Source organism: Massilia sp. Mn16-1_5, from assembly GCF_004798585.1.
In the GTDB taxonomy this organism is placed as follows: domain Bacteria; phylum Pseudomonadota; class Gammaproteobacteria; order Burkholderiales; family Burkholderiaceae_D; genus Telluria.
In genome coordinates this window covers 120480-133486 of sequence record NZ_PPXQ01000014.1, presented here as the reverse complement: position 1 = coordinate 133486, position 13007 = coordinate 120480, and the positions used below count along the sequence as shown (strand labels likewise).

The following is a 13007-nucleotide window of genomic DNA, read 5'->3' as shown; positions in this document are numbered from 1 at the left end:
GACCTCATGATCGAACCGACCCAAGACGAACCCGCCCACGTCGAAACCAAGGCAATCATCCTGCTGGCGGTGCTCGCCGCCCTGATTGTCGCCTTTGTCCTGTATGTGATGTACGCGCGCGGCGTGTTCGAGGCGACCCAGAAGCTGGTGCTGACGACCGAGAATTCCGAGGGCGTGATCCCGGGCATGGACATGACGTTCGCCGGCTTCCCGATCGGGCGCGTGCGCCTGGTCGACCTGGCCAAGGACGGCAAGGTGCAGATCGTGATCGACGTCTCCAAGTCGGATGCCAAGTGGCTGCGCGCGTCCTCCGTCTTCACGCTCGAGCGCAGCGTGGTCGGCGAGACGCGCCTGCGTGCCTTTACCGGCGTACTCGACGACGCGCCGCTGCCAGATGGGGCGGTGCGTCCAGTGCTGCGCGGCGACGTCACCGCCGAGATCCCGGGCCTGGTCGCCACGGCGCGCTCGCTGCTGAACAACCTGGAAAGCATGACGGCTGAAGGCGGCAGCGTCGCCGGCAGCCTGGAGAACGTGCAGACCCTGACCGGGCGCCTGTCCGGGAAGTACGGGCTGCTGAGCGGGGCGCTGGGCGACGACGAGGCGAAGAAATTCGTCGGCACGCTGCAGCGCCTGGACGCGCTGCTGGCCAAGACCGACCAGCGCCTGTACGGCAAGAAGGGCCTGGCCGATGACGCCCAGGCCGCGGTGGTCGAGCTGCAGGGCGTGTTGGCCGATGCGCGCGGCACGCTCAAAAAAGTCGACGCCGTGCTGGTCGAGGCCCAGGCCGTGGGTGCGAATGCGCGCGTGGCGACCGAGGACCTGGGCGCGCTGCGCGGCGAAGTCGACGCCAGCCTGCGTAAGGTGAACCGCCTGGTCGACCAGCTCAACCGCAAGTGGCCGTTCGCCGGCAAGAACGAGGAGATCAAGCTGCCATGAAATACGCCATGACCCTGCTCGCCCTGGTGCTGGCCGGCTGCGCCAGCAAGCCGACGCCGCCGAGCTGGCAGCCGAACGCCAAGGACGCGCTGGACGGTTTCACCGACGACTACCTGCGCGGGAACACGGCCGCCGCGAATGCGGAATTCGCACGGGCCCGGCGCGAGACCACCAGCACCGGCCGTGCCGACCTGGTCGCCCAGGTCGAGCTGGTGCGCTGCGCGACGCTGGCGGCCGCGCTGGAGTTCGATGACTGTCCCGGCTTTGCGGCGCTGGCGCTTGACGCGACGGCGCAGCAGCGGGCGTATGCGGCCTATCTCGCAGGGCGCTGGGAGGGACTGGATGTGGCGGCGCTGCCGGAGCAGCATCGGGCGGTGGTCGGCACCGGCTCGCTGGCGACGATCACCGATCCGCTGTCGAAGCTGGTCGCGGCGGGTGCCTTGCTCAAGGCGGGGCGGATCCAGCCGGGCGATGTCGAGGCGGCGACCGAGACGGCGTCCGCGCAGGGATGGCGGCGGCCTTTGCTGATGTGGCTGGGTGTGCAGCAGAAGCGGGCGGAAGCGGCAGGCGATGCAGCGTCGGTCGAGCAGATCAAGCGGCGCATCGCTCTGGCATCCGGGGTCAGGTGAGTTTGCCTTGAACGCGTGGACGGCAAAGCCGTCCACCCTACAGCCGGTTGTAGGGTGGACGGGTCTCCCGTCCACGCGTTCAAGCAGCGCGTGATTCCTCGATGACGGGCTTCTCCGGCCGCAGCGCCCACGGCAAGGCATTGTGAATCGTGGTCGCCGCGATCGCCGCCTGCCCGGCCGCCACCGCAATCTGGTTCAGCCCGCGCACCACGTCCCCGATCGCGTACAGCCCCGGCACGCTGGTGCGCTGGTGGTCGTCCACCACGATCTTGTCGCACTCCGCCGTCTCCACGCCCAGCTTCGCCGCCAGCCCCGAGCGGGCCGACTCCCCCAGCATCGGATAGAACACGTCGAACTCGCGGCTTTCGCCGTCCGCCGTGTTCAGCACCGGCTTCATGTCGGGACTCATGCTCACACCCAGCAGCGGCGACTCGATGTAGCGTACGCCGGCGGCTTCGATCTGGCGCCGCTCCTCGTCGTTCAGCATCGATTCCTCGCCACGGTCGAAGAGCGTCACGTGGGCGCTGAAGGAACGCATGAAGAGGGCGTGGCCGACCGGGTTGGTTTCGTTGGTGACGACGGCGATGCGCCTGTCCATCACGTCGTAGCCGTCGCACACGGGGCACAGGCGCACGGCGCCGGAGGCCACGGCTTCGCGCCAGTTCTCGATCGGCAGGCCGGCGTCGGCCACGCCGGTCGCGAGCAGCACGGTGAGCGCCCGGATCTCGTGGGTGACGCCCTCGTCGTCGAGATAGTCGCCGATGAAATGGCCGTCTTCCAGGCGCAGGTCGGTGATTTCGCCATGCTGGACCTCGCCGCCGTAGTTCTTCAGCTGGTTCGTGAGGTTGACCAGCAACTGGCCGCCGGGCACGCCTTCGGGGAACCCGGGATAGTTGTGCGAGACGGGAATCAGGCACAGGCGGCTGTTGCCCTTGTCGACGACGACAATGTTGCGGGTGAAGCGGCGCAGGTAGATGGCGGCCGTCAGCCCGCCTGGGCCGCCGCCGACGACCAGGCAGTCGAATACGTGATCGGTAAGTTCGCTCATCCCTGCATTATCGGGACCGGCGACAGCGAATCCTATCGGCGCGCGTGCCCGCGTGGAGTCGGAGCAGGCTTACAGTGCGGATCGAGCGGCAGGCCATCCAGCGCCTCCGGCTGCAGGGTCACGTGGTCGATCCCATGCTTGTCGAAGAGCATCTCGCGTACGCGCTTGAGCACCTCCGGCCACTCGACCAGGTCGCGGATCTCGAGGTGGCCGATGAGGGCAGGGTGGCCGGGCGACATGTCCCAGACGTGCAGGTCGTGCACCGAGAGCACGCCTTCGACCTCGGCCAGGTCGGCGCCGACCTGCAGGTAATCGATGCCGTGCGGCACGCCTTCCATCAGGAAATGATAGGACTCGCGCAGGATGCCCCAGGTCGATTTCAGGATCAGCAGCGACACGAAGATCGACAGGATCGGGTCGATGCGGACCCAGCCGGTGAAATAAATGATGGCGCCGGCGGCGATCGCGGCAACCGAGCCGAGCAGGTCGCCCATCACGTTCACCAGGGCGGCGCGGGTATTGATGCTGTCGCTGTCGCGCGACAGCACCCAGGCCACGATCAGGTTGATGGCGGCGCCGATCGCGGCCACCACCAGCACCACGCCGCCTTGCACCGGTTCCGGATGGGTCAGGCGCTGCACGGCCTCGTAGATGATCCAGCCAACGAGCGCCAGCATGGCCAGGCAGTTCACAAAAGCGGCCAGGGCTTCGGCGCGCACGAAGCCGAAGGAATGGCGCGAGGACGGCGGGCGCTTGGCGATCAGCTGGGCCAGCAGGGCCAGGCCGAGGGCGGCGGCGTCGGTCACCATGTGGCCGGCGTCGGAAATCAGGGCCAGCGAATTCGACATGACGCCGGTGACGACCTCGATCAGCGCGAACAGCAGGGTCATCGCCAGCGCGATGCCGAGCGCGGTGCGGCTGCGCGCCTCGATGAAGTGGCCATGGCTGGCGTCGCCGTCGAGGTGGGCGTGCAGGTGTTCGGAAGTCGGGGCGGCGTGATCGGAAGACATGGACAATTCGATAAAGTGAAACAGCCGGGAGTGTAATGGATAGCCGCACAAAGTTTGCCACCTAACTACTTAATTCGGCACAAGCCTTGCGCGAGGCCCGCGCTGCCCCTATAATGCACGTCATTGGGCGGTTAGTTCAGCTGGTTAGAATACTTGGTCGACATCCAAGGGGTCGCAGATTCGAATTCTGCACCGCCCACCAGAATATCCAGTACAGCGAAGTATCTTCGCTTACAACCTGAGTAAGAGCGAGAAAGGCATCCACGGTTATGACACCGCGAACTACAACCTTGTTGTGGGGGAATCGCTAGACGCGGTATGGTGTTCTTTTGCTCAACACACTGAAAACAACGCGCCTGGTGCGCGTTTTTTTTCGTCCATCGAATTCAAGTTTCAATATTCTCAACATTAGCGGCGTTCGCGCCACAGGAGATCACTATGCTTAACGTGCGACTTCCCGATGGCTCCAGCCGTCAGTTCGACGGCCCCGTGACGGTCGCCCAGGTGGCGACCAGCATCGCCCCGAGCCTTGCCAAGGCTGCGCTCGCCGGCAAGGTGGACGGCAAGGTGGTCGATACCTCCTACCTGATCGAGCAGGACGCCGATCTGGCCATCGTCACCGACAAGGATCCGGAAGGCCTGGACGTGATCCGTCACTCGACCGCGCACCTGCTGGCCTATGCCGTGAAGGAACTGTTCCCGGAAGCCCAGGTCACGATCGGTCCGGTCATCGAAAACGGCTTTTATTACGACTTCTCGTACAAGCGCCCGTTCACCCCGGACGACCTGGCCAAGATCGAAAAGAAGATGGCGGAATTGGCCAAGAAGGACGAGCCGGTCACCCGCAAGGTGCTGCCGCGCGACGAAGCCGTCGCCTATTTCAAGTCGATCGGCGAAGACTACAAGGCCGAGATCATCGCTTCGATTCCCGCGAACGAGGATGTCTCGCTGTATTCGGAAGGCGGCTTCACCGACCTCTGCCGCGGCCCGCACGTGCCCTCGACCGGCAAGCTGAAGGTCTTCAAGCTGATGAAGCTGGCTGGCGCCTACTGGCGCGGCGACTCGAACAACGAGATGCTGCAGCGCGTCTACGGCACCGCCTGGACCAAGAAGGAAGACCAGGAGCAATACCTGCACATGCTGGAAGAGGCGGAAAAGCGCGACCACCGCAAGCTGGGCAAACAGCTGGACCTGTTCCACTTCCAGGAAGAGGCGCCGGGCCTGATCTTCTGGCACCCGAAGGGCTGGACCGTGTGGCAGCAGGTCGAGCAGTACATGCGCCAGAAATACCAGGCCAACGGCTACGACGAGGTGAAAGCCCCGCAGATCCTGGACGTGACCCTGTGGCAGAAGACCGGCCACTGGGACAACTACCGCGAGAACATGTTCACGACCGAGTCGGAGAACCGCTCGTATGCGCTGAAGCCGATGAACTGCCCGGGCCACGTGCAGATCTACAACTCGGGCATGAAGAGCTACCGCGACCTGCCGCTGCGCTACGGCGAATTCGGCCAGTGCCACCGCAACGAGTCCTCGGGCGCGCTGCACGGCATCATGCGCGTGCGCGGCTTTACCCAGGATGACGGCCACATCTTCTGTAGCGAAGAGCAGATCGAGGCGGAAGTCACGGCCTTCCACTCGCAGGCGATGCAGGTGTATGACGACTTCGGCTTCAACAACATCGACGTCAAGCTGGCGCTGCGTCCTGACAGCCGCATCGGTTCCGACGAGATCTGGGACGAAGCGGAAGAAGCGCTGCGCTCGGCCCTGCGCGCCTGCGGCGTGGAGTGGACGGAATTGCCGGGCGAGGGTGCCTTCTACGGCCCGAAGATCGAGTACCACCTGAAGGATAGCCTCGGCCGTCCGTGGCAGGTCGGCACCATGCAGGTCGACTTCTCGATGCCTGGCCGCCTCGGCGCCGAATATGTTGCGGAAGACAACACCCGCAAGGTACCGGTCATGCTGCACCGCGCTATCGTGGGTTCGATGGAGCGCTTCATCGGCATCCTGATCGAGAACTATGCGGGCGCGCTGCCGCTCTGGCTGGCGCCGGTGCAAGTGGCTGTTCTCAACATTTCTGACGCCCAGGCAACGTATGTGAAAGAGGTGGAACAGAAGCTCAAGAAGGCTGGTCTGCGCGTTCACGCTGATTTGCGGAACGAGAAGATTACCTATAAAATACGCGAGCATTCCGTCCAAAAATTGCCATATATTCTAGTTGTTGGCGACAAGGAACGTGAAGCAAACACCGTGGCCGTGCGCGCCCGGGGCAATGTCGATCTGGGCGTGATGTCCGTCGATGCCCTGATCGAGCGCCTCGTTGGCGAAGTGGCCTTCAAGGCCAAATAAGCCGAATAAGCCGGCCGGTTATTCAGACATTAAAAGGAAACAACATAGCTACTGACAAGTCGCATCGCATCAATGGCGAAATCACTTACCCGGAAATGCGTCTGTCCGGGGTGGACAACGAGCCTCTGGGTATTGTGAGCCTGGCTGAGGCATTTCGTCTGGCCGAGGAAAAGAACGTCGACCTGGTGGAAATCGCGCCTAACGCGAATCCACCGGTCTGCCGCCTCATGGATTACGGCAAGTTCAAGTACTCGGAGCAGAAGAAGGCCCACGAAGCCAAGCTGAAGCAGAAGATCATCCAGGTCAAGGAAGTCAAATTCCGTCCAGGCACGGATGAAGGCGACTACAGCATCAAGCTGCGTAACCTCATCAAGTTCCTGGAAGACGGCGACAAGACCAAGATCACGCTGCGTTTCCGTGGTCGCGAAATGGCGCACCAGGACATCGGCTTCCGCATGCTCGAACGTCTGAAGGGTGACCTGGAGCCGTTCGGCCAGGTCGAGCAGTTCCCGAAGATGGAAGGCCGCCAGATGATCATGATTATCGCGCCGAAGAAGAAGAAGTAATTCTTCGATTTCGAAGTGCCAGGGCCGAGTCGGTGTTGCAGTCAAACTGCAGCGCTCGACTCGGCCCTGTGTCGTTTGCAGGTTCGTAGGGTGGGCGCCCCGTGCCCACCGTATAAAACCGGCCCCGCAGCAACACCATTCCACCCAAGCTGTGTTAGAATCTGCGGTTCCTGTTTTTCGAAGCAGGTTGTAGCACACTCGCTTGTGCTGCAAGACAAGTGAAAGTAGGCATCCAAGAGCAGCGTTGCTGCCACCTGCAATCCTGTCCCATATGAGGCTGTCCGCAAGGACAGATGACTATGCCAAAAATGAAAACCAAAAGCAGCGCGAAGAAGCGTTTTCGCGTGCGTCCGGGCGGTACTGTGAAATCGGGTATGGCGTTCAAGCGTCACATCCTGACCAAGAAGACCACCAAGAACAAGCGCCAGCTGCGCGGCACCCGTAACATCAATGCGTCGGACGTGACCAGCGTCTACCGCATGATGCCATCTGCTTAATCTCACACTAAGGAGCGAATATGCCTCGAGTAAAACGTGGGGTTACTGCACGTGCCCGTCATAAGAAAGTTCTTGAGCTTGCTAAAGGCTACCGTGGCCGTCGCAGCAAAGTATTCCGCATTGCCAAGCAAGCAGTCATGCGCGCTGGCCAGTACGCATACCGCGACCGCCGCAACAAGAAGCGCGTCTTCCGCGCACTGTGGATCACCCGTATCAACGCGGCTTCGCGTTCGCACGGCATGACCTACAGCGCGTTCATGAACGGCCTGAAGAAAGCCGCGATTGAACTGGACCGTAAGGTTCTGGCCGACATGGCCGTGCACGACAAGCCAGCTTTCGCTGCGATCGTCGCTGCCGTCCAGGCCAAGCTGGCTGCCTAATCGCAGTTTGCTAGCAAACAACGCTGCGGCAACGTAGCGTGAAAAGAGCGGGGCATCGGTGCAGACCTTTGCCCCGTTTTTGATTCTGGGATGCTGTGAATTTGCCAACGCGTTGCATATCCGCGACAATTGAACAGCACCCGTGGCTCCTGCCACCCAATCCAGGAAACGAACACACATGAACTCGCTCGAAGAACTCGTCGTCTCGGCCCAGGCTGACTTTGGCGCCGCGCCGGATGCGGCCGCGCTGGAAAACGCAAAAGCAAAATACCTCGGCAAGACTGGCCAGGTTACCGAACTGATGAAGGGCCTCGGCAAGCTCGACCCTGAACAGCGCAAGGCGCAGGGCGCCCTGATCAATGCCGCCAAAGAAAAAATCGAACAGGCACTGAGCGGCCGCCGCGACGCCCTGGCCAACGCCCAGCTGGAAGCGCGCCTGAATGCCGAAGCCATCGACGTCACCCTGCCGGGCCGCGGCCGCGGCATCGGCGGCATCCACCCGGTGATGCGCACCTGGGAGCGCGTCGAGCAGATCTTCCGCTCGATCGGTTTCGACGTGGCCGACGGTCCGGAAATCGAGAACGACTGGACCAACTTCACCGCCCTGAACAGCCCGGAAAACCACCCGGCCCGTTCGATGCAGGACACCTTCTACATCGAAGGCAACGACACCACCGGCAAGCCGCTGCTGCTGCGCACCCACACCAGCCCGATGCAGGTGCGCTACGCGCGCACCCACACGCCGCCGATCAAGGTGATCGCGCCGGGCCGCACCTACCGCGTCGACAGCGACGCCACCCACTCGCCGATGTTCCACCAGGTCGAAGGCCTGTGGATCGGCGAGGACATTTCGTTCGCCGACCTGAAGGGCGTCTACCTGAACTTCGTCAAGGCCTTCTTCGAGACCGATGACCTGCAGGTGCGTTTCCGTCCGTCCTACTTCCCGTTCACGGAACCGTCGGCCGAGATCGACATCGCCTTCGGCTCGGGTCCGCTGAAGGGCCGCTGGCTGGAAGTCTCGGGCGCCGGCCAGGTCCATCCGACCGTGGTGCGCAACTTCGGCCTCGATCCGGAAAAATTCATCGGCTTCGCGTTCGGCTCCGGCCTCGAGCGCCTGACGATGCTGCGTTATGGCATCAATGACCTGCGCCTCTTCTACGAGGGTGACTTGCGCTTCCTGAAGCAGTTCAACTAAGCGCCTGTCATTTATAAGAAAACCTGATAAGTCACCCGGTTACAAGGTAAAAAGATTATGCAATTCTCCGAAAACTGGCTCCGTTCCATGGTCGATCCGAAGATGACTTCGGAAGAACTGTCCCACCTGCTGACGATGTCCGGCCTGGAAGTCGAAGAGGTCGAGCCGGTCGCGCCGCCGTTCTCGAACGTGGTCGTGGCCGAAGTGGTCGAAGTGGCCAAGCATCCGAACGCGGACCGCCTCAACGTCTGCCAGGTCAACGTCGGCACCGGCGAGCTGCTCAACATCGTCTGCGGCGCGCCGAACGTGCGCGCGGGCATGAAAGCGATCTGCGCCAAGGCCGGCGCCGTGCTGCCGCCTGGCGCCGACGGCAAGCCTTTCGAGATCAAGGTCGGCAAACTGCGCGGCGTCGAGTCGCAGGGCATGATGTGCTCGGCGAAAGAGTTGAAAATTTCGGAAGAGAGCAGCGGCCTGATGGAACTTCCGGCCGACGCGCCGGTCGGCACCAGCATCCGCGATTACCTCGGCCTGGACGACCTGAAGTTCACCATCAAGCTGACCCCGAACAAGGCGGACTGCCTGTCGGTGCTGGGCGTGGCGCGCGAAGTGTCCGCACTCACCGGCACGCCGCTGCACCTGCCGACGACGGTGCCGGTGCCGGTCACGACGGACGAAGTCCTGCCGGCAAAAATTTCCGCGCCGGACCTGTGCGGCCGCTTCACCGGCCGCGTGATCCGCGGCCTGAACGCCAAGGCGGCGACGCCGGACTGGATGAAGCAGCGCCTGGAACGCTCGGGCCAGCGTTCGGTCTCCGCACTGGTCGACATCTCGAACTACGTCATGCTGGAAGTCGGCCGTCCTTCGCACGTGTTCGACATGAACAAGATCCACGGCAGCCTCGACGTTCGCTGGGGCAAGAAGGGCGAGTCCCTGAAGCTCCTGAACGGCAACACCATCGAGGTCGACGAGTGGGTCGGCGTGATCGCCGACGACAAGGAAATCGAATCGCTGGCCGGCATCATGGGCGGCGACTCGACCGCCGTCACGCTGGACACGACCGACATCTACCTGGAAGCCGCTTTCTGGTGGCCGAACGCGATCCAGGGCCGTGCCCGCAAATACAATTTCTCGACCGATGCGGCGCACCGCTTCGAGCGCGGCGTCGACTACGCCACGACCGTCGAACACATCGAGCGCATCACTGCGCTGATCCTGGAAATCTGCGGCACCGACGCAACGAAGGTTGGCCCGATCGACGACCAGGTCGCGAACCTGCCAGAGCGCAAGCCGGTCATGCTGCGTACGGCGCGCGCGCAAAAGGTCATCGGCGTGCCGATCACCGACGAGATCGTCGCCGACATTTTCACCCGCCTGCACCTGCCGTTCACGCATGAGGCTGGACAATTCTTCGTCACCGCGCCGTCCTACCGTTTCGACATCGAGATCGAGGAAGACCTGATCGAGGAAGTCGCGCGCGTGTATGGCTTCGAAAACATTCCTGCGAACCCGCCAGTGGCGCCGTCCGCGATGCTGATCGAGCCGGAAAACACCCGCTCGCTGTTTGCCGTGCGGCACCAACTGGCGGACCTGGGTTACCAGGAAGTGGTCAACATGAGCTTCGTGGAAAGCGTCTGGGAGCAGGATTTCGCTGCCAACGAGAATCCGATCAAGTTGCAGAACCCGATCGCCAGCCAGATGAGCGTGATGCGTTCGACCCTGATCGGCGGCCTGCTGGCCAACGTGCGCTACAACCTGAACCGCAAGGCGGGCAGGGTGCGCGTGTTCGAAGTCGGCGCCGTCTTCAAGCGCGCCGATACGACGGAAGATGGCCCGCTGAGCGTGGCCGGTTTCGAGCAGCCGAAGCGCGTCGGCGCCATGGCCTACGGTCCGGCGGCGGAAGAGCAGTGGGGCCAGCCGACCCGCGCGGTCGACTACTTCGACGTCAAGGCCGATCTGGAAGCGCTGTTTTCGCCGCGTGTGGTACGCTTCGTCAAGGCTGAGCATCCGGCATTGCATCCGGGTCGCTGCGCGCACGTCGAGCTCGACGGCCGTGTGGTCGGCTTCATCGGCGAGCTGCATCCGCGCTGGCTGCAGAAGTACGACCTGCCGCAGGCGCCGGTCCTGTTCGAGGTCGATGCAAGCGCATTGCAGGAGCGCACGGTCCCGAGCTATACCGAGATTTCGAAGTTCCCGGGCGCCACGCGCGACCTGGCGCTGGTGGTAAAGCAGAGCGTTCCGGCGCAATCGATCATCGACGCGTTCGGCGCCGCGTTGGCTGCTCACCCGAGCGGCAAGATCGTGCAAGCCGTTGTTTTGTTTGATGAATACCGCGGCAAGGGCCTGGAAACGGACGAAAAATCGCTTGCTTTCCGCTTTAGCTTGCAAGATACTCAATCGACCTTGCAGGACGATGTCGTGGAGGCTGTGATGGCCGCCGTGGCAGAGGCCGCAAGAGAAAAACACAGCGCAAAACTGCGCGGATAAGTTGAACATTCGTCCAAAACATCTGAAGGCAGGGCTCCAAAATTAATAACAACGACGTTGATTCGGCCGTATTCCAGGAGGCTCTGGCGGCCGATCTGCATCGCGCGATGCAGGTGGCGCGGGTACGGAAGGAAGCCGAAAAGGACCTGCCGACCCTGACCAAGGCCGAGCTGGCCGAGCTGCTCTTCGAGCAGGTCGGCCTGAACAAGCGCGAAGCCAAGGACATGGTCGAAACCTTCTTCGACGAGATCCGTAACGCGCTCGAGCGCGGCGAGGCCGTCAAGCTGTCCGGCTTTGGCAACTTCCAGTTGCGCGACAAGCCACAGCGGCCGGGCCGCAATCCGAAAACCGGGGAAGAGATCCCGATCACGGCGCGCCGCGTCGTGACTTTCCACGCCAGCCAGAAACTGAAAGGCATGGTCGAAGAGACCAGCCCGCCGCCGTCGTCGCTGGCGCGCGCCGCTTGAGCGCTTCAGATAAGTGAGTTATGAACGATCGTCCGAACAAGATTGAACTGACCGCGCTGCCGCCGATCCCGGCGAAGCGCTATTTCACGATCGGCGAAGTCAGCGAATTGTGCGGCGTCAAGCCGCACGTGCTGCGCTACTGGGAACAGGAATTTACTCAGCTGAAGCCGGTCAAACGCCGAGGTAACCGCCGCTATTACCAGCACCATGAGGTGCTGCTCATCCGGCGCATCCGCGAACTGCTGTACGAACAGGGTTTCACGATCAGCGGGGCACGCAACAAGCTCGACAGTCGCGCCAGCAACCTGGCCGGCGGCGTCGAGGAAGTGCAGGTCGAGGAGGCGCCCGTCGTCGACACGGCCAAGTTGCGTGCGGATTTGCTCGATATTCTCGCACTCTGCAAGCAAAGCGTGCGGCCAGCTTAAAGCAGCGGCTTAAAGTAGCGTTAACCCGGCAGTCGTGCGCTGTTGTAGAAGGGCGCATGAGTGCTAAAATGTTACATGCGGCTTAGGTAATCCAACGCCTGACAGCCGGGGGACGCTTTCCCCGGCACTTTCCTGTGCCAGGAAAATTTAAGGGAAGACAATGATACGCGTTGCCATTTGTGACGACCACCAGATAGTTCGAGCAGGTTTCAAACAGATTTTCTCCTCGTCCGGCGATTTCGAAGTCGTCGCTGAAGGCGCCACCGGCCGCGAGGCGCTGGACATCGCCCGTCGCGAAATCTGCGACGTGCTTCTGCTCGACATCGCCATGCCCGACCAGAGTGGGATCGACATTCTGCGTACCATCCGCCAGGGCCAGCCGAACCTGCCGGTGCTGATCCTTTCCGGCTATCCGGCTCAGCAATATGCATTGAATCTCTTCAAGATGGGCGCCAACGGCTACCTGAACAAGGAGTGCGACGCCGACGAGCTCAAGACTGCGGTGCGTACCGTGTTCCAGGGCCGCCGCTACGTGAGCTCGACCGTCGGCGAACTGCTGGCGCAAAGCTTCGACCGCGATCCGAATACGGCCCTGCACACCGAGCTGTCGGACCGTGAATTCCAGGTCTTCCTGCGCCTGGCCAAGGGCGCGACCGTGTCCGATATCGGTAACGCGCTGTCACTGTCGATCAAGACCGTGTCCACCTACCGCACCCGCATCATGGAAAAGATGGGCCTGCAATCGAACAGCGACCTGACTTATTACGCGATGAAGAACAACCTGCTCGACTGAGCCGGTAGCGGGCGCCGCCCGGCGCCTGCCTTCGCCGGATAACCGGCAACGCGGCATTGCCGCAGTGCATTAGTGCAGTGCATCAAAAGTCGGCGTGCACCCTTGCCAAAGCGTCAGTTGGCGGGGCGGCAAGAAGTCTTGCCCGCCAGTACATTCTGTCTCATCCCTTCAACTCGACGTCATTGCTGCGCTGCATTAAAGTCCGTCTGCGACTATAATCAGTGCGAT

At 62.5% G+C, this 13007-nt stretch carries 13 protein-coding genes and 1 tRNA gene; 12 read left to right on the top strand and 2 right to left on the bottom strand.

Annotation, left to right across the window (positions count from 1 at the left end; translation table 11 throughout):
• Positions 1 to 6 precede the first annotated feature (6 nt).
• Together C2862_RS17605 and C2862_RS17600 are read left to right on the top strand one after the other, a co-directional pair.
• Entirely contained in the window at positions 7 to 936 is a 930-nt protein-coding gene (locus C2862_RS17605) for an MlaD family protein (RefSeq protein WP_136221439.1), read from the top strand.
• Positions 933 to 1565 (top strand): hypothetical protein, encoded by a 633-nt coding sequence (locus C2862_RS17600; RefSeq protein ID WP_136221438.1) that lies wholly within the window; start codon positions 933 to 935, stop codon positions 1563 to 1565. Before C2862_RS17605 ends, C2862_RS17600 begins: the two co-directional genes overlap by 4 nt.
• A 79-nt stretch (positions 1566 to 1644) precedes the next feature.
• On the opposite strand, the gene C2862_RS17595 is transcribed toward C2862_RS17600, so the two are convergent.
• A complete protein-coding gene (locus tag C2862_RS17595; protein WP_136221437.1) occupies positions 1645 to 2613 on the bottom strand; it encodes an NAD(P)/FAD-dependent oxidoreductase in 969 nt (322 codons plus the stop codon).
• Positions 2614 to 2645: 32 nt separating this feature from the next.
• Positions 2646 to 3623, bottom strand: coding sequence for a cation diffusion facilitator family transporter (locus C2862_RS17590; RefSeq protein WP_136221436.1), 978 nt, complete (start codon positions 3621 to 3623; stop codon positions 2646 to 2648).
• 125 nt (positions 3624 to 3748) lie between these two features.
• On the opposite strand from C2862_RS17590, the gene C2862_RS17585 reads away from it, so the two are divergent.
• The 10 genes from C2862_RS17585 (at position 3749) to C2862_RS17540 (ending at position 12779) form a co-directional block, all read left to right on the top strand.
• Positions 3749 to 3825 (top strand) — tRNA-Val (locus C2862_RS17585).
• Between the two features lie 236 nt (positions 3826 to 4061).
• Positions 4062 to 5972 (top strand): threonine--tRNA ligase, encoded by a 1911-nt coding sequence (gene thrS / locus C2862_RS17580; protein ID WP_136221435.1) that lies wholly within the window; start codon positions 4062 to 4064, stop codon positions 5970 to 5972.
• Positions 5973 to 5992: 20 nt separating this feature from the next.
• Complete coding sequence (gene infC / locus C2862_RS17575; RefSeq protein WP_267873537.1) at positions 5993 to 6538, top strand: translation initiation factor IF-3; 546 nt, start codon at positions 5993 to 5995, stop codon at positions 6536 to 6538.
• Between the two features lie 299 nt (positions 6539 to 6837).
• Positions 6838 to 7035, top strand: coding sequence for a 50S ribosomal protein L35 (gene rpmI / locus C2862_RS17570; RefSeq protein ID WP_026354218.1), 198 nt, complete (start codon positions 6838 to 6840; stop codon positions 7033 to 7035).
• 20 nt (positions 7036 to 7055) lie between these two features.
• Positions 7056 to 7415 (top strand): 50S ribosomal protein L20, encoded by a 360-nt coding sequence (gene rplT / locus C2862_RS17565; protein WP_056334468.1) that lies wholly within the window; start codon positions 7056 to 7058, stop codon positions 7413 to 7415.
• A gap of 178 nt (positions 7416 to 7593) precedes the next feature.
• Positions 7594 to 8610, top strand: coding sequence for a phenylalanine--tRNA ligase subunit alpha (pheS, locus tag C2862_RS17560; protein WP_136221433.1), 1017 nt, complete (start codon positions 7594 to 7596; stop codon positions 8608 to 8610).
• Between the two features lie 57 nt (positions 8611 to 8667).
• Positions 8668 to 11094 carry a phenylalanine--tRNA ligase subunit beta gene (gene pheT / locus C2862_RS17555; RefSeq protein ID WP_136221432.1) on the top strand — a complete coding sequence of 809 codons (2427 nt, stop codon included), beginning with the start codon at positions 8668 to 8670 and terminating at the stop codon, positions 11092 to 11094.
• Positions 11095 to 11201: 107 nt separating this feature from the next.
• Positions 11202 to 11561 (top strand): integration host factor subunit alpha, encoded by a 360-nt coding sequence (locus C2862_RS17550; RefSeq protein WP_136221431.1) that lies wholly within the window; start codon positions 11202 to 11204, stop codon positions 11559 to 11561.
• 20 nt (positions 11562 to 11581) lie between these two features.
• The gene (locus C2862_RS17545) at positions 11582 to 11986 is read left to right on the top strand and encodes a MerR family transcriptional regulator (protein WP_136221430.1); all 405 of its coding nucleotides are present in this window, start codon (positions 11582 to 11584) and stop codon (positions 11984 to 11986) included.
• Between the two features lie 160 nt (positions 11987 to 12146).
• On the top strand, positions 12147 to 12779 hold the full coding sequence (locus C2862_RS17540) for a response regulator transcription factor (RefSeq protein WP_056334485.1): 633 nt from the start codon (positions 12147 to 12149) through the stop codon (positions 12777 to 12779).
• Positions 12780 to 13007 lie beyond the last annotated feature (228 nt).